Origin of the sequence: Arthrobacter crystallopoietes BAB-32 (assembly GCF_000328305.2) — a bacterium.
Classification (GTDB): Bacteria; Actinomycetota; Actinomycetes; order Actinomycetales; family Micrococcaceae; genus Crystallibacter; species Crystallibacter crystallopoietes_A.
The window spans coordinates 1-20590 of record NZ_ANPE02000066.1; the positions used below are offsets into that span (position 1 = coordinate 1).

Annotated in this window: 22 protein-coding genes and 1 pseudogene; 16 read left to right on the top strand and 7 right to left on the bottom strand. The window is 67.7% G+C overall.

What is annotated here, in order from left to right:
* Positions 1–5: 5 nt before the first annotated feature.
* Complete coding sequence (locus tag D477_RS02755; RefSeq protein ID WP_150109964.1) at positions 6–257, bottom strand: hypothetical protein; 252 nt, start codon at positions 255–257, stop codon at positions 6–8.
* Between the two features lie 402 nt (positions 258–659).
* Positions 660–869: a hypothetical protein gene (locus tag D477_RS22150; protein WP_150109965.1), complete on the bottom strand. Its 210-nt coding sequence runs from the start codon at positions 867–869 to the stop codon at positions 660–662.
* Between the two features lies 1 nt (position 870).
* Between D477_RS22150 and D477_RS02760 the strand changes: the two genes are divergently transcribed.
* The gene (locus tag D477_RS02760) at positions 871–1638 is read left to right on the top strand and encodes a hypothetical protein (RefSeq protein WP_190273509.1); all 768 of its coding nucleotides are present in this window, start codon (positions 871–873) and stop codon (positions 1636–1638) included.
* 24 nt (positions 1639–1662) lie between these two features.
* Complete coding sequence (recR, locus tag D477_RS02765; RefSeq protein ID WP_005267072.1) at positions 1663–2259, top strand: recombination mediator RecR; 597 nt, start codon at positions 1663–1665, stop codon at positions 2257–2259.
* A gap of 68 nt (positions 2260–2327) precedes the next feature.
* Here the strand turns inward: recR and D477_RS02770 are convergent, their stop codons facing one another.
* Positions 2328–3089 carry a GntR family transcriptional regulator gene (locus tag D477_RS02770; RefSeq protein WP_005267074.1) on the bottom strand — a complete coding sequence of 254 codons (762 nt, stop codon included), beginning with the start codon at positions 3087–3089 and terminating at the stop codon, positions 2328–2330.
* 325 nt (positions 3090–3414) lie between these two features.
* Here D477_RS02770 and ehuB point away from each other — a divergent pair, with 325 nt between their 5' ends.
* From ehuB to D477_RS02795, 5 genes are all read left to right on the top strand, one after another.
* On the top strand, positions 3415–4431 hold the full coding sequence (ehuB, locus tag D477_RS02775; protein WP_005267076.1) for an ectoine/hydroxyectoine ABC transporter substrate-binding protein EhuB: 1017 nt from the start codon (positions 3415–3417) through the stop codon (positions 4429–4431).
* Positions 4356–5090: an ectoine/hydroxyectoine ABC transporter permease subunit EhuC gene (ehuC, locus tag D477_RS02780; protein WP_043845344.1), complete on the top strand. Its 735-nt coding sequence runs from the start codon at positions 4356–4358 to the stop codon at positions 5088–5090. Before ehuB ends, ehuC begins: the two co-directional genes overlap by 76 nt.
* Positions 5087–5740 carry an ectoine/hydroxyectoine ABC transporter permease subunit EhuD gene (gene ehuD, locus D477_RS02785; RefSeq protein ID WP_005267080.1) on the top strand — a complete coding sequence of 218 codons (654 nt, stop codon included), beginning with the start codon at positions 5087–5089 and terminating at the stop codon, positions 5738–5740. Before ehuC ends, ehuD begins: the two co-directional genes overlap by 4 nt.
* On the top strand, positions 5724–6569 hold the full coding sequence (ehuA, locus tag D477_RS02790) for an ectoine/hydroxyectoine ABC transporter ATP-binding protein EhuA (RefSeq protein ID WP_005267081.1): 846 nt from the start codon (positions 5724–5726) through the stop codon (positions 6567–6569). Before ehuD ends, ehuA begins: the two co-directional genes overlap by 17 nt.
* Before the next feature lie 222 nt (positions 6570–6791).
* On the top strand, positions 6792–8078 hold the full coding sequence (locus D477_RS02795) for an aspartate kinase (RefSeq protein WP_005267082.1): 1287 nt from the start codon (positions 6792–6794) through the stop codon (positions 8076–8078).
* Positions 8079–8232: 154 nt separating this feature from the next.
* On the opposite strand, the gene D477_RS02800 is transcribed toward D477_RS02795, so the two are convergent.
* Positions 8233–8460, bottom strand: coding sequence for a hypothetical protein (locus D477_RS02800; protein WP_337587539.1), 228 nt, complete (start codon positions 8458–8460; stop codon positions 8233–8235).
* Between the two features lie 42 nt (positions 8461–8502).
* Positions 8503–8712, bottom strand: coding sequence for a hypothetical protein (locus D477_RS02805; RefSeq protein ID WP_043845347.1), 210 nt, complete (start codon positions 8710–8712; stop codon positions 8503–8505).
* A gap of 99 nt (positions 8713–8811) precedes the next feature.
* Between D477_RS02805 and D477_RS02810 the strand changes: the two genes are divergently transcribed.
* Entirely contained in the window at positions 8812–9282 is a 471-nt protein-coding gene (locus D477_RS02810) for a MarR family winged helix-turn-helix transcriptional regulator (protein ID WP_005267085.1), read from the top strand.
* Between the two features lie 236 nt (positions 9283–9518).
* Here D477_RS02810 and D477_RS02815 read toward each other — a convergent pair whose 3' ends face one another.
* Positions 9519–12584: a S8 family serine peptidase gene (locus D477_RS02815; RefSeq protein ID WP_052510658.1), complete on the bottom strand. Its 3066-nt coding sequence runs from the start codon at positions 12582–12584 to the stop codon at positions 9519–9521.
* Positions 12585–12899: 315 nt separating this feature from the next.
* Between D477_RS02815 and D477_RS02820 the strand changes: the two genes are divergently transcribed.
* From D477_RS02820 to D477_RS02830, 3 genes are read left to right on the top strand one after another with little or no spacing between them, the layout of a single operon-like run.
* On the top strand, positions 12900–13820 hold the full coding sequence (locus D477_RS02820) for a hypothetical protein (protein WP_005267087.1): 921 nt from the start codon (positions 12900–12902) through the stop codon (positions 13818–13820).
* A 1-nt stretch (position 13821) separates the two neighbouring features.
* Entirely contained in the window at positions 13822–14367 is a 546-nt protein-coding gene (locus D477_RS22155) for a hypothetical protein (protein ID WP_005267088.1), read from the top strand.
* A 34-nt stretch (positions 14368–14401) separates the two neighbouring features.
* Entirely contained in the window at positions 14402–14866 is a 465-nt protein-coding gene (locus D477_RS02830; protein ID WP_052510659.1) for a pyridoxamine 5'-phosphate oxidase family protein, read from the top strand.
* Positions 14867–14944: 78 nt separating this feature from the next.
* Here the strand turns inward: D477_RS02830 and D477_RS22525 are convergent, their stop codons facing one another.
* A complete protein-coding gene (locus tag D477_RS22525) occupies positions 14945–15115 on the bottom strand; it encodes a hypothetical protein (protein WP_005267097.1) in 171 nt (56 codons plus the stop codon).
* A 213-nt stretch (positions 15116–15328) separates the two neighbouring features.
* Here D477_RS22525 and purS point away from each other — a divergent pair, with 213 nt between their 5' ends.
* From purS to D477_RS02855, 5 genes and pseudogenes are all read left to right on the top strand, one after another.
* Positions 15329–15601, top strand: a complete 273-nt coding sequence (gene purS / locus D477_RS02835) for a phosphoribosylformylglycinamidine synthase subunit PurS (RefSeq protein WP_005267099.1) — start codon at positions 15329–15331, stop codon at positions 15599–15601.
* Positions 15601–16373, top strand: a pseudogene (purQ, locus tag D477_RS02840) (phosphoribosylformylglycinamidine synthase subunit PurQ). The gene purS and the pseudogene purQ overlap by 1 nt, the downstream one beginning before the upstream one ends.
* The gene (gene purL, locus D477_RS02845) at positions 16373–18787 is read left to right on the top strand and encodes a phosphoribosylformylglycinamidine synthase subunit PurL (RefSeq protein ID WP_005267103.1); all 2415 of its coding nucleotides are present in this window, start codon (positions 16373–16375) and stop codon (positions 18785–18787) included. The pseudogene purQ and the gene purL overlap by 1 nt, the downstream one beginning before the upstream one ends.
* A gap of 201 nt (positions 18788–18988) precedes the next feature.
* Positions 18989–20245, top strand: a complete 1257-nt coding sequence (locus tag D477_RS02850; RefSeq protein WP_005267105.1) for a serine hydrolase domain-containing protein — start codon at positions 18989–18991, stop codon at positions 20243–20245.
* Positions 20246–20283: 38 nt separating this feature from the next.
* Positions 20284–20580 (top strand): antibiotic biosynthesis monooxygenase family protein, encoded by a 297-nt coding sequence (locus D477_RS02855; protein WP_005267106.1) that lies wholly within the window; start codon positions 20284–20286, stop codon positions 20578–20580.
* The last annotated feature ends 10 nt before the right edge of the window (positions 20581–20590 follow it).

Sequence of the window (20590 nt, forward strand, 5' to 3'; positions counted from 1 at the left end):
CCGGCTCAGGCCCCGCAGCAGCCGCAGGCCCCGGCCTCGCAGCAGTCGGCGCCTAGCCAGCAACCTGCGCCTGCCCAGCAGCCGGCCCGTTCCGGCGCCGCTGGTTCCATCGAAATGTTCCGCCGCGCCTGGCCGGAAATCATGGAGACGCTGAAGTCGGAGAAGAAGTTCCTCTGGATGACCGTCGAGCCGAACGCCTCGCTGGCCGGCTTCGACGGCAGGACTTTGACCGTCGCGTTCTCGAACACGGGTGCCATGACCGCGTTCTCGAGCAAGCAGGAGAATGCCGGCCTGCTGCGGCAATGCATCTTCAAGGTGCTCGGAATTGATTGCCAAATCGACGTCACCGCCGGAGGATCCGGGGCGGCGGGTGAGTCGGGCCCAAAAGCACCTACTAGCCGGCCGCAGCCGGCAGACGGTCCGCTCCACCAGTCTGCCCCCGCGCCCGTAGGAGTCCCGGCGCCGGTCAACACACCTGCCCCTGCGCCCGTGCCGGCGAGTGCGTCCAACACGGCACCCGGCGCCCCCTTCGGCGCTGCTCAGCCGGGCCGCGCTGCCACCACGGCACCCAGCGCTGCTTCCGGCACCAGCGGTCCGGCATCGGGCCACTCAGCTGAAAGCACAACGTCTGCAAGCAGCGCGCCCTCTGCGAGCAGTGCCTACTCGCCCTCCACCGCACCGTCTGCAGTCAGCGCGCCCTCGACGGGCAGCGCTACGTCGTCCTTCAGCGCGCCTTCCGCGACCAGCGCTCGCTCCGCGAACAGCGCGACGTCGTCCTTCAGCGCGCCCTCGGCCAACAGTGCGGATTCCGCTGCCGGGCCCGAGCCGGTAGTCCGGCAGTCTTCGCCGGCACCTGAGCGTCCTGTCAATGTGCCGCCGCCGATGCCGGGCGAGCGTCCAGTTTTCGCCCATTTGGCCAACCGGCAGCCTCCCGCCGCGCAGAACGGCCAACAGTCCGCACCCGGCAACCTTGCCCAATCGGCCCCGGAGAACGAGGGCCGGATCTGGGAACCGCCGCAGCCCGCCGCGCCCGCGGAAAACGAAGGCCGGGTTTGGGAGCCGCCGAAGCCTGCTCCGGCTGCTGAGCCGGCTCCGGCATCCAAGGCGGCTCCGGCTTCCAGACCGGCCACCGAATCGGTGCCGCAGTCCCCGTATGACGACATTCCGTACTCGGATGAGGAGCCTCCGGCAGAAGAGTGGGAAGCCCCCGTGGACGACCGGGGCTACGGCTTCGGCCGGCAGGGGACTCCCCCGGCCCCCGCACGGGCCGCCGTTCCCGCAGCTACAGATTCGCCGTCGTCGTCCCCCAACGGGAACGCACGGCCGGCAGCCGCACCCGCGCCTGCTGACCCGACCCCTGCCGCACCCGCCCCCGCCCCGCCGATCCAGCCCGAACCGGGCAAGCCGATGAGCCGGTACCAGATGCTCCTGGCGCAGGCCCGGGCGGCCGAGGCGAGGCAACGTCCGGCCGAGCCGGCCAGCACCAGTGCGGCCAGTGACCTAAACTTGAGCTACGTCGAGGACATCCCCAGCGAGGACGACGAAGCCATCGAGGATTCGGGGCTGGTGGGCCGCGCCGCCATCGAGCGGATACTGGGCGGCAGGCTGGTGGAAGAACGGAGCCTCGACGGTTCCTAAAGCAGGTCAGGAGATTGAGGTCCAGTGTACGAAGGCGCCGTCCAGGAGCTAATCGACGAGCTCGGCCGGCTGCCCGGCATCGGGCCGAAGTCGGCGCAGCGCATCGCCTTCCACATTCTGGAGGCTGATCCGGAGGACATGAAGCGGCTCTCCGGGGCGATCACCAACGTCAAGGAGCGCGTGAAGTTCTGCACGATCTGCGGCAACGTCTCGGAGCAGGAGACCTGCAACATCTGCCGCGACCCGCGCCGCGACCCGTCGGCGATCTGCGTCGTGGAGGAGTCAAAGGACGTCCTGGCCATCGAGCGGACGCGCTCCTTCAAGGGCCGCTACCACGTGCTCGGCGGCGCGATTAACCCGATCGGCGGGGTCGGCCCGGAGCAGCTGCGCATCCGCGAACTGCTCAACCGGCTCTCCGACGGGCAGATCCAGGAAATCATCATCGCCACCGACCCCAATCTGGAGGGCGAGGCCACGGCGACCTACCTGGCGCGGATGCTCAAGACCATTGGCATCACCGTCACCCGGCTGGCCTCGGGCCTGCCGGTCGGCGGCGACCTCGAGTACGCCGATGAAGTGACGCTGGGCCGCGCATTCGAAGGCCGCCGCAGCCTCACCTGAACATGGCGGCGGACAGCTCCGGCACATAAGCCGGCTGTTCTCCTGCACTCTGCCTGGGCCGCAGCGCCTTACTGGCCGATCGGGCCGAGGGAGTATCCGTCCGCGGGCTTGGCCTCCTCCGCGACAGTGTCCACCTCGACGCCGCGCTCGGCCAGCTTGCCGGTGAGCCGGTCGACGGCGGCGGCGAGTTGCTCGCGGATGGCGTCGGCGGCCGCGTCCCCGTCGCCTGCCTTCAGCGCGTCAACGATGGCGTGGTACGTGGGCGTGACGTCGCGCCGGACGACGTAGCCTTCCTTGCTGCTGTAGCTGGCGAGCCGGGTTTCGATGACGAGCGTGGACATGTACTGCGTCAGGTGGGCGTTGCCTGCGGCCTGCACGAGCGCCAGGTGGAAGTCCAGGTCGGCGTCGCCGATGGCGCGGGCGTCGTCCCCTTCCGCGGCTTCCTTCAGCCGGGCCAGGGCCTTTTCGACGGCGGCGATTGCGTCGTCGTCGTTCCTGTCAATGATCATCCGGGCCGCATGGCTTTCGACGGCGATGCGCGCTTCGAACAGGTCGTCCAGTCTGTCTTCATCCACGTAGGCAACGCGCAGGCCCTGGCCCGGGTGGGCGGTGAGCAGCCCTTCCTGGACCAGCCGCTGGGCGGCCTCGCGCAGGGGGCTGCGGCTGACGCCGAGCTGTCCGGCGATTTCCACTTCGCGCAGGGGCGCGCGGACCTGCAGCGCGCCCGAATAGATGGCCTTGCGCAGCTCTGCGGCGATCAGGTCGACCGTCGAGGGCCGATGCACTTTGAGCACGGTGGGGGCGGTCGCCTGCACGGGGTTTTGGAGCATCCGGTCCTTCGCCTTCCGTCGACCGTCCGAAGCCCTCGGCAGTGGGATCCAAACGGCTAATTCAGCACCGTGGCCAAATTGTAATCACTTTTCCTCTGCAGCGCGGCAACCCGCGCAGTTCCGCGGATTACCGGGCCTGGAAGGTATTTTGGCAGGTCAGTGGCTTGCTGTCGACAATCATACACGCAGACTTACCGATTGTATGTGGGAACGAAACTCACTACGGTGGGCACCAATCATTCACCGAATTCGGGTCGGGTCGGCTGGCTGTGCCGGGGGGCGCAGGCTGGGTGGCTTTGCCCATTCACACGACCGAAAGAGGCACATGATGATCACTCGGCTCAGCAAATCCCGGGCAACCTTGGCCGGAGGCAGCATCCTGGCCATGGTCCTGCTCGCAGGATGCGGCGACGGACAGATCGACTCCGGCAGCCAGGGCGGCGGGTCCAGCCCGGAGGCCGGCAGCACGCTGGAGCAGATCCGCGAAGAGGGCACGGTGACGGTCGGCATCGCCGGCGAAGCTCCCTACTCCTACCAGGAAGGCGGTGAGCCAACCGGTGCAACCATCGCCATGCACGAAAAGATCTTCCAGGAGCTCGGCGTCGAGAACGTCGAGGCTGAGCTGGTGGACTGGGATGCGTTGATCCCGGGCTTGAATGCCGGCCGTTTCGACCTGGTCAGCGCGGGCATGTCGATCCTGCCGGAACGCTGCGAGCAGGCGGCCTTCAGCGACCCCGAGATCATGTACACCACGGCGCTGATGGTCCAGGAAGGCAACCCGAAGAACCTGACCGACCTTGACTCCGTGGTCGCGGCCGAAGAAGGCGGCGAGGACATCAAGCTGGCCGTACTGTCCGGCGGCATCGAGGCCGGCTACGCGGAGAAGCTCGGCCTGGACGTCCAGTCCGTGGGCAACGCGCAGGACGGCATGGACACCGTTGCGGCGGGCCGCGCCGACGCCTTCGCGATGACGGCGATCTCGCTCAACTGGCTGGCCGACAACAACCCCAATGCCGGCGTCGAAGTGACGGAGCCGTTCGTCCAGGTCATCGATGGCGTGGAGCAGATCGGGGCCGGCGGCACGGTCTTCCGCCAGGGCGACACCGAGCTGCTGGAAGCCTACAACGCGGAGCTCGCCAAGATCACCGAGTCGGAGGAGTCCTACGTGGACGTCGTCGGCGACTTCGGCTTCACCGCCGAGAACCTGCCGCCGGCGGACCTGACCACCGAGCAGCTCTGCTCCGGAGACCTGGCTGATCCTCTTCTATGGAAAGCAATTTCGAAGCGCTGGCTGAGGCGGCGCCGAGGATCCTGGACGGGTTGTGGATCACCCTCCAGCTGACCCTTGGCGGCGCCCTGCTGGCCATCGTCATCGCCGTCGTCCTCGGGCTGGGGGCCCGCGTGCACAACATCGTGGTGCGCGGCCTCTGCCGGACGGTCATCGAGTTCTTCCGCGGCACCTCGCTGGTGGTGCAGCTGTTCTTCCTCTTCTTCGTGCTGCCGCAGTTCGGCCTGGAGCTTCCGGCCATGGTCTGCGGCATCCTGGGCCTCGGGCTGAACTACGGCGCGTATGCCGCGGAGGTCGTCCGCGGCTCCATCAACGCGGTACCCGCCGGTCAGTGGGAAGCGACGACGGCACTGAGCCTGTCAAAGACGCAGACCATGCGCCGGATCATCTTCCCGCAGGCGTGGGCCCTGATGATCCCCTCGCTGACCAACTACCTCATCCACATGCTCAAGGGCACCGCCATCGTCAGCTTCATTACCTTGTCCGACCTGACCTTCCACACGGAGCAGCTGCGCGTGCAGACGGACACGTTCTTCGCCTACGGCGTCAGCCTGGTCATCTACTTCGTGGTCGCCTACATCCTGACGCTGCTGATGAACGGCCTTGAAGTCCGCGCCAAGCACCGGCTCGGCCGCGGCGAACCGCTGCGGGAGGCCCTGAGCGTCAAGGCGCCCAATACCACCGTGGCAGCGGAAGGAGGCAGGAGCGCATGAACCAGGTATGGGACTGGGATGCCGCCTGGGCGGTCCTCCCCGAGCTGCTCATGGCCTTCGTCCACGTGACGCTGATCGTCACGGTTGCCAGCACCGCCATCGCCGCCGTGCTGGGCCTGTTGATCGCCATCCTGCGGATGTCCGTGCCCAAGCCGGTGGCCGTGGTCATCAACTTCATCGGCGACTTCATCCGGATGACGCCGATCGTCGTGCAGCTGCTGTTCGCCTATTGGACCTTCCTGAATGTCGAACCGCTGACCATCGGCATTGCGGTCTTCGGCATCCACTACTCCACCTACATGGCCGAGGTCTACCGGGCCGGCATTGAATCGGTGCCGAAGGGCCAGTGGGAAGCGACAACGGCGCTGTCCATGTCGAAGACCCGCACCTGGACCGCGGTGATCGTTCCGCAGGCCGTGCGGGCGACGGTGCCAGCACTGGGCAACTACGCCATTTCAATGTTCAAGGACACTCCGTTCCTGCTCTCCATCGGCGTGGTGGAAATGGTCCGGGCCGGGCTGACCTTCGGCGGCAACAACTTCAGATATATGGAGGCGATCACGCTCGCCGGCGTCATCTTCCTGCTGGCCAGCTACCCGACCTCCCTGCTCATCTCCAGATTGGAAAAGCGCCTTGCCTACAACTACTGATTCCGAAACCGCACCGGAAAGCGGTGCCCCGGCCACCGCGCCGGCCATCCGGTTCCAGGATGTGGAGAAGCGCTTCGGTGACAACGTGGTCCTCAAAGACCTCAATTTCGAAGTCAGCAAGGGCGACCGGGTCACCCTGATCGGCCCCAGCGGCTCCGGAAAGACCACCATCCTCCGGCTGGTCATGACCCTGGAGAAGGCCACCGGCGGCTACATCCACATCAACGGCGAACCGCTGACGCACGAGCTGCGCGGCGGCAAGCGCGTGGAGCGCAGCGAGAAGGCGCAGAAGCAGATCCGGAAGCGGATCGGCATGGTCTTCCAGCAGTTCAACCTCTTCCCCAACATGACCGTGCTGGAGAACATCATCGAGGCGCCGGTCCACGTCCTCGGCCAGAGCAAGGAGCAGGCCACCCGCCGGGCGATGGAACTGCTGGAGAGCGTGGGCCTGCCGAACAAGGCCAAGGCCCATCCGCTCCAGCTTTCCGGCGGGCAGCAGCAGCGCGTCGCCATCGCCCGCGCGCTGGCGATGGACCCGGAGATCCTGCTGCTGGACGAGGTCACCTCCGCCCTGGACCCGGAGATCGTCGGCGAGGTCCTGGCCATCCTGCGCCGCATTGCCGACACCACGGACATCACCATGCTGATCGTCACGCACGAGATGCAGTTTGCCCGCGATGTCTCCAACCGGGTGCTGATGTTCGACGGCGGCCGGATCGTCGAGGAGGCGACGCCGGACGTCATGTTCACCGAACCCAAGCACGAGCGCACGCAGGCCTTCCTGCACGCCGTGCTCGGCGGCCAGGAAGGGCAGATCGGCACGCACTGACTGCTGCGAACCACGGCGGCGGGTTGCCTTCCCAAGGCAACCGCGCCGTCGTACCCGCCCAAAGTCCGAGGTCACACTCGGCCCGCCCATTCACGGCGCTGTGGACACCGGCGTTAGACTGGCCCTTGCCGCAGTCTGTGCAGCCGAAGGCCGCGGCCGATTTCGACCGCCTGCCGGCCGTGCTGCCGGCGGGCCACATTCCAGGAGTTGTTTAGAGAGCGCATGAGTCTGATAGTTCAGAAGTTCGGAGGATCCTCCGTTTCGGATGCCGAGGGCATCAAGCGGGTTGCCAAGCGCGTGGTGGACACGCAGGCGGCCGGAAACGACGTAGTAGTGGTGGTCTCCGCCATGGGAGACACTACCGACGAGCTGCTGGACCTCGCCGCACAGATTACGTCCGACGCCAGCGCGCGCGAGATGGACATGCTGCTCAGCGCGGGCGAGCGCATCTCGATGTCCCTGCTGGCCATGGCCATCCAGGAGAACGGCGCCACCGCCCAGTCCTTCACCGGCAGCCAGGCCGGCATGATCACCGACGCCATTCACGGCAAGGCCCGCATCATCGACGTCTCGCCGCACCGGGTGCGCACCGCACTGGACAAGGGCGACATCGCCATCGTGGCCGGCTTCCAGGGCCTGAGCCGCGAGAGCCAGGACATCACCACGCTGGGCCGCGGCGGCTCGGACACCACCGCGGTGGCCCTGGCGGCCGCGCTGGATGCCGACGTCTGCGAGATCTACACGGACGTCGACGGCATCTACACCGCCGACCCGCGCGTGGTGTCGAACGCGCAGAAGATCGAGAAGATCTCCAGCGAGGAGATGCTGGAGATGGCGGCCTCCGGCTCCAAGATCCTGCACCTGCGCTGCGTGGAGTACGCCCGCCGCTTCGGCGTGCCGCTGCACGTGCGCTCCTCATTCAGCACCAACGAAGGCACCTGGGTCCTGCCCAGCCCCGACGACAAGATCAAGATCCAAGAGGGAGAACCCATGGAACAGCCCATCATCTCCGGCGTGGCCCATGACCGTTCCGAGGCGAAAGTGACCATCATCGGCGTCCCGGACATTCCGGGCAAGGCCGCCGAACTGTTCGGCATCGTCGCCGGTGCGCACGCCAACATCGACATGATCGTGCAGAACGTCTCCACCCAGGGCTCGGGCAAGACGGACATCTCCTTCACCCTGCCGATCGTCGAGGGCAAGGACGCGCTGGAGGCCCTGCGCGCGGCCCAGTCCACCGTCGGCTTCGAGGGCATCGACTACAACGAGCACGTCGGCAAACTATCGCTGATCGGCGCCGGCATGCGCTCCAACCCGGGTGTTTCCTACAAGTTCTTCGAGGCGCTGCACAAGGCCGGCGTCAACGTGGACATGATCTCCACCTCGGAAATCCGCATCTCCATCGTCACCCACGCGGACCTGCTGGACACCGCCGTGCGCGCGGTCCACTCCGCCTTCGACCTGGACAGCGACGCCGAGGCGACCGTCTACGGCGGCACCGGCCGCTAAACCGCCCGCGGCAACCGCAAGGGCTCCGGCTCCCGCTGTGGCTTCGCGCTGCAGCGGGTCCTGCGTCCGGCACCCGGCCACAAAACAACGACGGCGGTGCCCGCTTCGGTGCGGGACCGCCGTCGTTGTTTCCGGTTAACTAGGGTACGGCCGCTCAGGCCTCTTCGTGGCGTTTGCGGAACGCGTAGGCATGGCCTTCAGCGTCGCGTTCCACTTCAATCTCCGCCAGCTGCTCCTCTGAAGCCAACTCGGCATCATCATGCCGGTGCACTACGGGAGTGTCACTGTCTATCCTGTCCGCAGGTCCCCACACTTTGGCCGCCTTGGCCGTGATCTTCATGAAACCGCGGATGAAACTCGAATTCCCAGCCATCTGAATCACCTTCTTCAAGGGGTAAGAATCCGGTGATCCAAGTCTAGCTTCCTACTGCTCTTTGGGCACGATGTAGGTGCTGCCGTCCGCCCGCTTGATGGTGCGCCACTGGGAGGCCTCGGCCTCGCGGGCCTTCAGCAGCTCCTTGTTCTCTTCGGTCATCGGGTGGTCCACGCCGCTCTTCTGCGCGGGGCCGAAGATCACGCGCGCCTTGCCCATCAAGTCCATGAATCGATGGGACATCGGCTTCTTCTGGGCCATGCTGGCTCCCTTTCCTGCGTAGCGGCGGTTGGACTGGATCCTCAAACAAGCATACGCTAATCCTTAGTGCACTAACGATTCGAGAGGCTGTGATGCGCTGTGACGGTTGGCACGGACCAGACGGAGGACCTGCTGCTGGAGCACCAGCTCTGCTTCGCCCTCTCCGTGGCTTCGCGCAGCGTGGTCGCCGCCTACAAGCCGGTGCTGGAGAAGCTGGGCATCACGCACCCGCAGTACCTGGTCATGCTGGCGCTCTGGGAGAAGAGCCCGCGAACCGTCAAGGAGCTGGCCGCTGCACTGACGCAGGAGCCGGCCACCCTGTCCCCCATGCTCAAGCGGCTTGAAGCCGCCGGCCTGGTCACCCGCGAGCGCGTGCCCGGCAATGAACGGGCCCTGGCCGTCGGGCTCACTGAGGCTGGAGCGGACCTGCGGAGCCAGGCGCTGTCCGTGCCGGGCACCATGCTGGACCGGCTGGAGCTGGACCGCGAAACGCTGCGCGAGCTCAACGCCTCCATGCGCCGGCTCATCGACGCCGCCCAGCGCGCCGATCAGCCCTCCACCTCCGGCTGACACCCGCCACCGACCGCACCCCGCCGCCGCCGGCTGCTGACGCCGACTGCCAACCGACGCCACCCACCGCTTCGCCAGCCCTCTCGGCCCCGAATCTCCCAGCTTTAAAAACGCTGCGCCGCATCGCCGCAGGTCAGCGCGTTGCTTGAAGGCTAAAGCAGTACAAGAGGGGTCAAAGCTGTCCAGCGGTACACCAGAAGAGGGAGCCCGCCGTGGTGGCGGGCTCCCTGCGCTGGTTAGGGGACGTTGACGGTCAGGGCCGTCGCGGCGCTGTCTCCGAACCGGACCAAGCCGACCCAGCTGCCGGGCTCCAGGCCGGTCCACTGGGCGGTGACTTCGCCGGACTCGCCGTTGGCCAGCTCCAGCGGATTGGGTGTGACCGCCAGGTTGCCGGCGGCCTTGCCAAGCGCCGCGGTGACCAGCGTGCCGGTCGAGGTGGCCGCGCCGTCCGAGGTTGCGTAGAGGTGGCCGATGACCTGGTACTTCCCGGCGGCCGGCGCAGTCAGCGTCAGGCTTTCGCTGCTGGCCGCCGTGGCCACGGTGAGCTGCTCACCCGTCGGAGTCTTGACGTACAGGTCCCAGTCCGCCGCTTCGGAGGCCGCATTGATGGCGAACTGCGCCGTCTGGGTGTCGGCCGGTACGGTGAGCGTGCCGATGACGGCGCTGGCCGTCGTGACGGCGTTGGGATCCGGGGTCTTCTCCTCGGTCAGGACGTTGGCCTTGGCCATGCCTTCCACCGTGATGTCGATCGGATCGTCGGTTCCCGAGGTCACTTCGAGGACCTGCTCGCCAGTGCCGGCGGCGGAGTCCACGGTCACGGCGGGCGGCGCCAGCGCGGCCACGGGACGGACTGCCACCGGCGAGGTGACGGTGCGGTCTTCGCCGCTCCAGGCCAGTTCACCCATGGCGGCCTGCCCGTAGTCGGCGCTCTCGTTCCTGAAGGTGACCGTGAAGTCCAGCGCCTGGCCTGCCTCGGTGAACTCCAGCGTGGCCGGTTCCACCACGGCGTCGACGCCGGGCACGTCGATCGAGGCCGTGTAGCTGCCCGGCTCGAGCGCGGTCAGGGTCCGGCTCACGGTCACCGAACCCGTCAACGTCCCCAGCGCGATGGACGGCACGTTGACATCCTTGGCTTCGATCGGTTCGATATCCGGCCAGACATCGCCGCCGGAGGCGGACTCAAGGAAGCCGGCCCAATCCGTGACCCCGGCATCGTAGACCAGGCCCGGATCGGCCATCGCCGCCGCGTCGACGTTGCCGGCGCCGGTGGCGAACTTGTCCCCGTCGGTTCCGCCGTCCGCGGTCTGGAGATCCGCGGCGGTAGTCATCATCGCGGACTTCACCGCGGCCGGCGACCAGCCCGGATTCTCCGCCATGAGCAGCGCGGCCAGCCCGGCGACCTGCGGGGCCGCCATGGACGTGCCGGACAGGAAGCCGAAGTTCTCGCCACCGGTGACAGGCGACACACCAGCCAGCACACCAACACCGGGCGCCGCGATGTCCGGCTTCAGCAGGTCACCGCCGACAGCCGTGGACGGTCCGCGCGAGGAGAAGGCCGCAACCTGCGGCAGCGGGATCTCCGGCAGGCCCGTGGTGTCCTGGTCGACCAGGGCTGCCGTCAGTTCCGCGTTCCCCGCAACCTTGGCGAGGAAACCGTCGTCGTCAATGTGCACAGTGGGCACGGCATGCAGGTCCAGGTCCAGCGATCCGGTAGGCACGTTCACCAGGACCATGCCGACGCCGCCGGCGTCCTTGACCACCTGGGATTTTTCCACGCGCGGGTTGACGCCGCGTTCGCAGACCACGATCTTGCCGGTGGTCTTCGTCGAATCCAGCGAGGCCGGCAGGCAGAGCCGCGCATTCTCCACCTCGTCCGTGGCCGGATCGCGGTCGTCCGCCACCGGCGCTTCGCGGGACAGCACCAGGTCGGTCTGCGGCACTTCGGAGCTCATCACCGAGGCGCCGCGGTACTTCGAACCGTCGGACAGCTCCACCGTCCCCTGCAGTTCGTTGGAGAACGTGCTCGCCGCGACCGTGGTCAGCCACGGCGCGCTGTGGTTGACCGTCTCGGCGGCCGGCCCGGAGTTGCCGGCCGAGGCGGAGACGAAGATGCCGGTGGCCGCCGCATTGAAGAACGCCAGCGCCACCGGGTCCAGCACCGAGTTGTTGTTGCCGGAGATGGAGTAGTTCAGCACATCGACGCCGTCCTTCACGGCCTGCTCGATGGCCGCCACGGAGGCGGAGCTGAAGCAGCCGCCGGTCGCCGGGTTGGTGTCCTCCCAGCAGATCTTGTAGACCGAGACCTTCGCCTCGGGGGCAACGCCGGACCCCTCGCCGAACTCCCGGCCGTCCACCGCGGCCGCCACGCCGTTATTGCCGGCCGCCGTGCTGGCGGTGTGCGTGCCGTGGCTGTTGATGTCCAGCGGCGAGATCGATTCGCGCGGATCGCGCTGCTCCGGCGGCACCAGCCGCAGGAAGTCCTCGGCGAAGTAGCGGGCGCTGAGCACCTTGCTGTTGCACTCCTCGCCGGTCCAGGCGCGCGTGCTGTTGCTGCTGCCCTGGGCCTTCTCGCACTCGCCAATGAAGGTTTCCCCATCGGACTTCAGCATGGCGATCTGGCCGTTGTTGGTCAGGTACGGCTCGCCGGGCTCCGGGGTCTCGCCAGGCCCCAGCCGGACCGGCTCATCACCGGCAAAGAACGCGCTGTCCGGGTAGTAGCCGGTATCGATCACACCCACCACCACGCCCTTGCCGGCGTTGTCCACGCCGCCGTACTGCTGCTCCCATGCCCCGTCCGCGCCGGGCAGGCCGAGGAACTCGGTGCTGGAGTAGTCCGGGCTGTGCTGGACGTTCTCGGAAACCGACAGGACATCCGGGTGCTTGGCCAGCACGCCGGCCTGCTCCGCGGTGAGGTCGGCCGTAAAGCCGTTGATCGCCGTCGTAAAGCTCTGTCCCACGCTGGTGCCGGCCTCGGCGGCCACCTGCTGCTGCCGCTCGCCCAGGTGGGCGGCGTACTGCCTCGCCTCCGGACTGTCGGTCTTGACCTTCTTGCCCTTGTCCGGCTTGGTCGCCGCAATGCCGGCAACGCCGCCGTCGTACGTGGCCACCGGTTTGCCCTTGAGCATGACGATGTACTGGCCGTCTTTGAAGATTTCGACGCCGGGGGGCTGGGTTTCCGCGGCCAGCGCGAGAGCTGCGGAGGGGCCGGCGACGGAGCTGAGTATGAGCGGTAGGCCCAGTGCGAGTGCAGTGGCAGCGCGGAAGGAGCGCCGCCGCACAAAGCGTCTGCTTTGCTTGGTCATGAGATCGGAACGCCTTTCATCCCTGTGGGACGGACCGCCCTGGTCCGGCCCGCAGATCCGCCGGCTGCCCCGCCGCCTGGCGCGGAACGGTATTCAACTCCGGGCGGCTGGCGTTCCGGCCACTGGCCGGCCCCTCCCCCCAACGATGTGGCGTGCGCCACGACCGGCGGGATCTGTGAGGACAAAGTACCGAAGCAAATAGTCTCAAAGAAGTGTTTCAGGAATTTTCATGACAGTCCCACCCAAGAACCACTCAAAGTCTATCCCCGGTCCTGAGGAAGTGATATAGAAGCCCGAGCCTGCCACAATAGAACCATGCAGTCGCAGTTGACCCGGCTGGAAGTACTGGCTCCGGAGCACTGGCAGGCCCGCGAGGCCGCGCACCAGCGCCGGGCCTCCCGGTTCACCGCACCGTACCTGGACCGGCGGTCCGCAGGACGCAAGCATCCCGTCGAGGACTTCCTCTTCACCTACTACACCCAGAAACCCGGCCAGCTGCTGCGCTGGCACCCGGGCGCCGGCGTCGTGCTCACCGGCGAAGCCGCCGCGGAACGCGCGGACTGGAAGTACTACCGCCCGCTGTCGGCGGCGGAGTGCGCGGACCAGGGAATTGACGACGGCGGCGCGGTCACCTTCGATGCTGAAAGGTTCCGCCGCGAGCGGGCCGAGACGGTTTCCTTCACGCGGATCATCCTGTCCGGCACGGCCGCCCGGCCGGCCCGGTTCGCCTGCTTCGGCCTGCACGAGTGGGCCATGGCCTACAAGTCGCAGCTCAACGGCGTCCGGCACGAATACCTGGACCTGCGGCTCGGCGCCGAGGGCACGGACGGCGTCGTGGAGGCCAGCCGGATCAACTGCTCGCACTTCGACGCCTTCCGGTTCTATACGCCCCAGGCGGCACCGCTGAACACGCTGCAGCCGACGCGGGACAACCAGCGCCACATGGAGCAGCCCGGCTGCCTGCACGCCAACATGGACCTCTACAAATGGGCCTACAAGCTCAGTCCCGCGCTGCCGAGCGAACTCGTCATGGACTGCTTCGAGCTGTCCTGGCGGATCCGCGAAATGGACATGCAGGCCTCGCCGTACGATCTCGCCGCCTGGGGGTATGAGCCGATCCGCATCGAAACCGCCGAGGGCCGTGCGCAGTACGCGGCGGCCCAGCGCGGCTTCGCGGAAGAATCCCAAAGGCTGCGCAGCCGGCTGCTGGCTGCGCTGGAGTTGATTGACAGGTGAGATGATGACTGGCAAGCGCGCTGGAACCCTGACCACGCTGGCCGTGGCGGCCCTGCTGATCGGCGGATGCACGCCGCCGGCCGACGAGGCGCCGCCGCCGCAGACGTCCCCGCCGACTTCCCAGCCCGCTTCGCCACCTGCCACCTCGCCTCCCGCCTCACCGGGCGCCAGCCCGTCGCCGTCGCAACCCGGGGAAGGAACCGAAGTGGACGCTGACCTGACGATTGTCCTGACCTCCGCCGGCTCCAACTACCGGGAGGAGCGGACCTTCCGCTGCGAAGATTCCCAGCCGGTCGAAGGCACCACCATCCGCGAACCGGAAGCCGCCTGCGCCGCCCTGGAGCAGCACAGCCAGGACGTGTTCTTCAGCCTGCCGGACCCGGAGCGGTCCTGCACGCAGGAATACGGCGGGCCGGCCCAGGCGCACGTGACGGGAACCATCAACGGCCGCGAGGTCGACAAGCGCTTCTCGCTCACCGACGGCTGCAAGATCTCCGAGTGGAACTCGATGCAGGCCCTGCTCGGCGGGCCTGCCGGCGAGGTCTAGCGCGCAGCGCCCCGTTCCTGCCTACTATGGGCCCATGCATGCCGACGACGCACTGTATGGAATCCGACACTTTTCCCCTGACGAATGCTGGGAGGCGTTCCGCGGGGCCGAGATAGGCAGGCTTGGGGTGATCATCGACGGACATCCGGAGATCTTCCCCGTCAACTACGCCGTGAACCGCGGGACCATCGTGTTCCGCACCGCCGAGGGCACGAAACTGGACGGCGCCGCCCCCGGGAGCCCGGTGGCGTTCGAGGTGGACGGGTTCGACCCGGAAACCAACTATGCGTGGAGCGCCGCGATCAAGGGCACGGCGGAGCGGGCCGAAAGCATCGAAGAGATCCTCGAAACCGTCTCGCTGCCCATTTTCCCGTGGCAGGCGGGCGACAAGTCCCGCTATGTCACGATCGTCCCCACGGAAACCACCGGGCGGCGGTTCCGCATCCAGGCCTCGGCGCGGCGCCGGCCGTCCATCAGCGAGGCCACGCGGCCGGAATGAGCCGCGCTCCGGCATACTCCGGCGCACGCAACGCACGCTAACGACGGCGGGTGCGCACCGGCGTCGTTAGCGTAAGGTTCAGGGGCGGGGCCTGCGGACGGCTTCGCTGACCCGGCGGGCCAGGTCCTCCTGGGCGGCGCGCTGGGCCTGCCGGTCGGTGCGGAACTTGCGGAGGACCAGGCGGGCGAGGCCGCCGAAGACGGCTGCGGCCATGATCGGCAGCAGCACGGATTTAGGTTTGTCTGCCATTGCCCCATGCTACCGGGGCGCCGCGCCGATGCCATGTTCCCGTCGCAGCGTTGGCGTAGAATTCGCGGTTTGCATGAACCAGTAGAATGGAGGGTGCAAGCTCGCGGAGCGCTGGATCAGCGTGAGACGGCATTTTCCTGCACTGCACGTGCAGTGGTTTCCGCGCGCCTCGCTTCGTTTGAAGAGCCCGATTCCCAACACAGGAGTGACCGGATGCCCCGGATCGTTGTCGATGTCATGCCCAAGCCCGAAATCCTTGATCCGCAGGGCAAAGCGATTGCCGGAGCGCTGCAGCGGCTGGGCCAGACCGGCTTCAGCGAGGTCCGCCAGGGCAAGCGGTTCGAACTGACCGTCGAGGGCGAAGTCACCCAGGAGATCCTGGAGCAGGCCCGCCACGCGGCCACCACGCTGCTGTCCAACCCGGTGATCGAGGACGTCACCCGGGTGGAGGTCATCGTCGACGCAACCATCGGAGCCGGCGAATAATGACTGAGACTCCCCTGATCGGCGACTTCTCGCCGGCCCCCGACGCCGGACTGTCCGCGCGCGCGTCGGCGTCATCACGTTCCCCGGCACGCTGGATGACCGGGACGCGTCCCGCGCGGTGCGCCTGGCCGGCGGCACGGCGGTGAGCCTGTGGCACGGCGACCATGACCTGCAGGGCGTGGACGCGGTGATCATCCCGGGCGGCTTCTCCTACGGCGACTACCTGCGCGCCGGCGCGATCTCCCGCTTCGCGCCGCTGATGGAGCAGATCGTGGACGCCTCCAAGGGCGGCCTGCCGGTACTGGGCATCTGCAACGGCTTCCAGGTACTGACCGAGGCCCACCTGCTGCCCGGCTCGATGATCAAGAACAACCACCTGCACTTCATCTGCCGGGACCAGCGGCTGCGCATCGAGAACGCCGACACCGCCTGGACCAGCGAATACGCCGCCGGCTCCGAAATCGTGGTGCCGCTGAAGAACCAGGACGGCCAGTACGTGGCGGACGAGAAGACGCTGGACGAACTGGAGGGCGAAGGCCGCGTGGTGTTCCGCTACGTGGACGTCAACCCCAACGGTTCCCGCCGCGACATTGCCGGCATCACGAACGCGGCGGGCAACGTCGTCGGACTCATGCCCCATCCCGAACACGCGACGGAAGCCGGCTTCGGCCCGGATTTCTCCGCCGCCGGTCCGGTGGACCTGCGCGGCGGCACGGACGGACTCGGCGTGTTCATCTCCGTACTGAAGAAGATTGTGGCAGGTGCCAAGTAATGACTGAGACCAACCGGACCAACGTCCCCGTCGAGACCCATCTGGCCACCGTGGAAGAGCTCCGCAACGAGCATGTGCAGAGCTTCGGCGGCCCCGCCGATGCCGTGGAGCACGTCGAGGGACGCAAGTTCAACATCGACACCGTCGAGCACGCGGCCGAAACGCCGGACACCGAGCTGCCGTGGGCCGAGCTGGGCCTGAAGGAAGACGAGTACAAGCGCGTGGTCGAGATCCTCGGCCGCCGCCCGACCGCGGCCGAGCTGGCCATGTACTCGGTGATGTGGAGCGAGCACTGCTCCTACAAGTCCTCGAAGGTCCACCTGCGCCAGTTCGGCGACAAGGTCACCGAGGACATGAAGGAACACCTGCTCGTCGGCATCGGAGAGAACGCCGGCGTCGTCGACATCGGCGACGGCTGGGCCGTGACCTTCAAGGTCGAATCCCACAACCACCCGTCCTTCGTGGAGCCGTACCAGGGTGCGGCGACCGGCGTCGGCGGCATCGTCCGCGACATCATCTCGATGGGCGCCCGCCCGGTGGCCGTGATGGACCCGCTGCGCTTCGGCGCGATCGACCACCCGGACACCGCCCGCCTGGTGCACGGCGTCGTGGCCGGCATCGGCGGCTACGGCAACTCCCTCGGCCTGCCGAACATCGGCGGCGAGGTGGTCTTCGACTCGGTCTACCAGGGCAACCCGCTGGTCAACGCGCTGGCCGTGGGCGTCATGCGGCACGAGGACATCCGCCTGGCCAACGCCTCCGGCGTCGGCAACAAGGTGGTGCTCTTCGGCGCCCGCACCGGCGGCGACGGCATCGGCGGCGCCTCGGTGCTGGCCTCCGAGTCCTTCGACGACGCCAAGCCGTCCAAGCGGCCGGCCGTGCAGGTGGGCGACCCGTTCGCCGAGAAGGTGCTGATCGAGTGCTGCCTGGAGCTGTTCAAGGCCTCCGTCGTGGAGGGCATCCAGGACCTCGGCGCGGCCGGCATCTCCTGCGCCACCTCCGAGCTGGCCTCCAACGGCGACGGCGGCATGCACATCGAGCTGACTTCGGTGCTGCTGCGCGACCCGACCCTGACGCCGGGCGAGATCCTGATGTCCGAGTCGCAGGAACGCATGATGGCCGTGGTGACCCCGGAGAACGTGGCCCGCTTCGAGGCGATCATGGCCAAGTGGGATGTCGAGTACTCCTGGCTGGGCGAGGTCACCGACACCGGCCGGCTCATCATCGAATGGGACGGCGAAAAGATTGTCGACGTCGATCCCCGCACCGTGGCGCACGAGGGCCCGGTCTACGAGCGGCCTTACCACCGGCCCGAGTGGCTGGACCAGGTGCAGGCCGACTCCTTCACCGGCTCCGCCGCGGACGCCGGCCGGCCGTCCTCCCCGGAGGAGCTCAAGGCCGCCGTGCTGGAGCTGATGGCGTCGCCGAACCTGTGCTCCAAGGACTGGGTGACCAACCAGTACGACCGCTACGTGCAGGGCAACACCGCCATGGCGATGCCGGACGACGCCGGCGTGGTCCGCGTGGACGAGGAAACCGGCCTGGGCGTCGCCATCTCCACGGACGCCAACGGCCGCTACGCCTACCTGGACCCGTACGAGGGTGCCCGGCTGGCGCTGGCCGAGTCCTACCGCAACGTCGCCACCACCGGCGCCGTCCCGATGGCGGTCACCGACTGCCTGAACTTCGGCTCCCCCGAGGATCCCGAGGTCATGTGGCAGTTCGCCGAGGCCGTGCGCGGGCTCTCCGACGCCTGCATGGAGCTCGGCGTTCCGGTCACCGGCGGCAACGTCTCGCTCTACAACCAGACCGGCGGCGTGGCCATCCACCCCACCCCGGTGGTGGGCGTTCTGGGCCGTTTCGACGACGTTGCCCGCCGCACGCCGTCGGGCTGGCGCGAGGACGGCCAGGCCATCTACCTGCTGGGCACCACGCGTGACGAGCTGGACGGCTCCGAGTGGGCCAACCTGCGCGGCCACCTCGGCGGGCAGCCCCCGGCGCTGGACCTGGCGGCCGAGAAGCTGCTGGGCGAGCTGCTCGTCAACGCCTCCCGCGACGGCATGATCGACGCCGCGCACGATCTCTCCGAGGGCGGCCTCGCCGCCGCGCTGGCGGACATGGCCCTGCGCTTCGGCGTCGGCGCCAGGATCGGCCTCGGCGAGCTGTGCGAACGCGATGGTATGGACCTGTTCACCGCACTCTTCAGCGAAAGCCAGGCACGCGCCGTCGTTAGCGTGGCCCGCAGCGAAGAGGTGCGGTTCAAGGACATGTGCACCGCCCGCGGCTTCGCGCACATCCGGATCGGCGTGGTGGACACCGAGATCGGCGCGCTGGACTTCCAGAGCCAGTTCTCGCTCCCGCTGGACGAGCTGAAGGAAGCCCACGAGGCGACGCTGCCGAAGCACTTCGCCTGACCCTTAGTCGACTATGCAGCTGATGCCCTTTCCGAGCCTCGGGAAGGGCATCAGCTGCTTCTTCGATCAGGGACGGCCGGCACGGCCCACCTCCGCTTTGGGGCTGTTGGGCGGGCGCTCGGCGGGAGTAGGTTGAGGGCATCATTGGCGCATCTTCCGAACCGGCCGGTGGTTGGATTCGGGGTTTGACCGGAGCCCATCATGAACGCAGTTACCAGTTCCCCCAGGCGTCCGCTGGTCCGGCGGCTGGCAGCACTCGGCATGGCGGGACTGCTGCTCGGTGCCTCGGGCTGCACGGCGGAGAGCCCGCCGGCGGCGGAGAATGTCCAGGCCGTCGAGGCGAGTGGCTCGCCCGGGCCGCCAGCCATCGACGAGGAGCAGCTGCGGGAGACGTTCGAGCGCCTGGCGGAGGAGCTCCTGGTTCCCGGGGCAGCGATGCTGCTGCGCACGCCGGAGAGGGAGCTTGAGTTCACCTACGGCGACCGCGCCCGGGACGACTCCGATCCCGTGGACCTGCAGGACCACATCCGCATCGGATCCGTCACGAAAACCTGGACCGGCACCATCATCCTGCAGCTCGTGGAGGAGGGCCGGCTGAGCCTGGATGACCCGGTCTCGAAATTCCGGGAGGACGTGCCCAACGGGGAGAACATCACGATCGAGCAGCTGCTCAATATGCGCAGCGGTCTCTACAACTACTCGGAGTCCTACGAGCTCAGCCTGGCCCTCGACGAGACGCCGCAGCGGGTCTGGACGCCGGAGGAGCTGGTGGGGATTGCGCTGCCGCTGCCGGCGTACTTCCCGCCGGGCGAGGGCTACCACTACTCGAACACCAACACCGTGCTGCTCGGACTCATCGCCGAGGAGCTGGAGGACAAGCCGCTGGAGGAGATCGTCCAGGACCGCCTCCTCGATCCGCTCGGCATGGATGAGTCCGCCTTCCCGCCGTCGGCGGACACCGCACTTCAGCGGCCGCATCCGCAGGGCTATATGTTCATGGACAACGTGCTGACCATCGCGTCCACCAAACTGCCGGCGGACCTGATTGCGGCGGCTGAGTCCGGCGAACTCGAGCCCAACGACGTCACCGACGCCAACTCCTCCTGGACCTGGGCGGCCGGCCAAGGCACCTCGACCGCCGGCGACGTGGCGGTGTGGGCCGAGGCCCTGGCGGAGGGCGGCGTGCTTGGCGATGAGACGCAGCAGCTCCGGATGGACAGCCTCCAGCCGGTGGATCCGGACAACCCCGAGTCCCCGCTCTACGGCCTGGCCATCGCGAAGTTCGGCGAGCTGTACGGGCACACGGGCGAGCTGCCCGGCTTCAACACCTTCATGGGCCACGACCCGGGCAACGACCTGACGCTCATCGTCTGGACGAACCTGGCACCCGCTGCCGACGGCCGCGACCCGGCAACCTCGATCGCCCGCGAGCTCATCGGAGAGATCTACGGCCGGTAATCAAGAACCTTTTCGGTCAGTGATTTGGAGGCATTGCCATGACTGTGTACACACTCGGAATCTGGCTGGTAAAGCCGGGACGCGAGCACGACTTCGTGCGCGCATGGGAGGATCTGGCCAGACGGACTAAAGAGGCATTTCCCGGCGGTCATGCTCTGCTGATGCGCGACCGGGACGTGCCCAACCGCTTCATCAGCACCGGCCCATGGGAGTCGGTGGAACAGATCGAGCAGTGGCGGGGGTCGTCGTTGTTCAGCGAGGGGCTGGCCGGGATCCGCGATACCCTCGAGCACTTCGAGCCCCACACCCTCGAGCAGGTAGCCGTTCAGGAATAACCTTGGAGGC

What these genes read in the sequence shown, in the direction of transcription:
- D477_RS02755 (WP_150109964.1), bottom strand. Translation starts at nt 257, where the DNA reads ATGGCACCCGTGTTCGAGAACGCGACGGTCAAAGTCCTGCCGTCGAAG.
- D477_RS02770 (WP_005267074.1), bottom strand. Translation starts at nt 3,089, where the DNA reads ATGCTCCAAAACCCCGTGCAGGCGACCGCCCCCACCGTGCTCAAAGTG.
- ehuB (WP_005267076.1), top strand. Translation starts at nt 3,415, where the DNA reads ATGATGATCACTCGGCTCAGCAAATCCCGGGCAACCTTGGCCGGAGGC.
- ehuC (WP_043845344.1), top strand. Translation starts at nt 4,356, where the DNA reads ATGGAAAGCAATTTCGAAGCGCTGGCTGAGGCGGCGCCGAGGATCCTG.
- ehuD (WP_005267080.1), top strand. Translation starts at nt 5,087, where the DNA reads ATGAACCAGGTATGGGACTGGGATGCCGCCTGGGCGGTCCTCCCCGAG.
- D477_RS02795 (WP_005267082.1), top strand. Translation starts at nt 6,792, where the DNA reads ATGAGTCTGATAGTTCAGAAGTTCGGAGGATCCTCCGTTTCGGATGCC.
- D477_RS02805 (WP_043845347.1), bottom strand. Translation starts at nt 8,712, where the DNA reads ATGGCCCAGAAGAAGCCGATGTCCCATCGATTCATGGACTTGATGGGC.
- D477_RS02815 (WP_052510658.1), bottom strand. Translation starts at nt 12,584, where the DNA reads ATGACCAAGCAAAGCAGACGCTTTGTGCGGCGGCGCTCCTTCCGCGCT.
- D477_RS02820 (WP_005267087.1), top strand. Translation starts at nt 12,900, where the DNA reads ATGCAGTCGCAGTTGACCCGGCTGGAAGTACTGGCTCCGGAGCACTGG.
- D477_RS22155 (WP_005267088.1), top strand. Translation starts at nt 13,822, where the DNA reads ATGATGACTGGCAAGCGCGCTGGAACCCTGACCACGCTGGCCGTGGCG.
- D477_RS02830 (WP_052510659.1), top strand. Translation starts at nt 14,402, where the DNA reads ATGCATGCCGACGACGCACTGTATGGAATCCGACACTTTTCCCCTGAC.
- D477_RS22525 (WP_005267097.1), bottom strand. Translation starts at nt 15,115, where the DNA reads ATGGCAGACAAACCTAAATCCGTGCTGCTGCCGATCATGGCCGCAGCC.
- purS (WP_005267099.1), top strand. Translation starts at nt 15,329, where the DNA reads ATGCCCCGGATCGTTGTCGATGTCATGCCCAAGCCCGAAATCCTTGAT.
- purL (WP_005267103.1), top strand. Translation starts at nt 16,373, where the DNA reads ATGACTGAGACCAACCGGACCAACGTCCCCGTCGAGACCCATCTGGCC.
- D477_RS02850 (WP_005267105.1), top strand. Translation starts at nt 18,989, where the DNA reads ATGAACGCAGTTACCAGTTCCCCCAGGCGTCCGCTGGTCCGGCGGCTG.
- D477_RS02855 (WP_005267106.1), top strand. Translation starts at nt 20,284, where the DNA reads ATGACTGTGTACACACTCGGAATCTGGCTGGTAAAGCCGGGACGCGAG.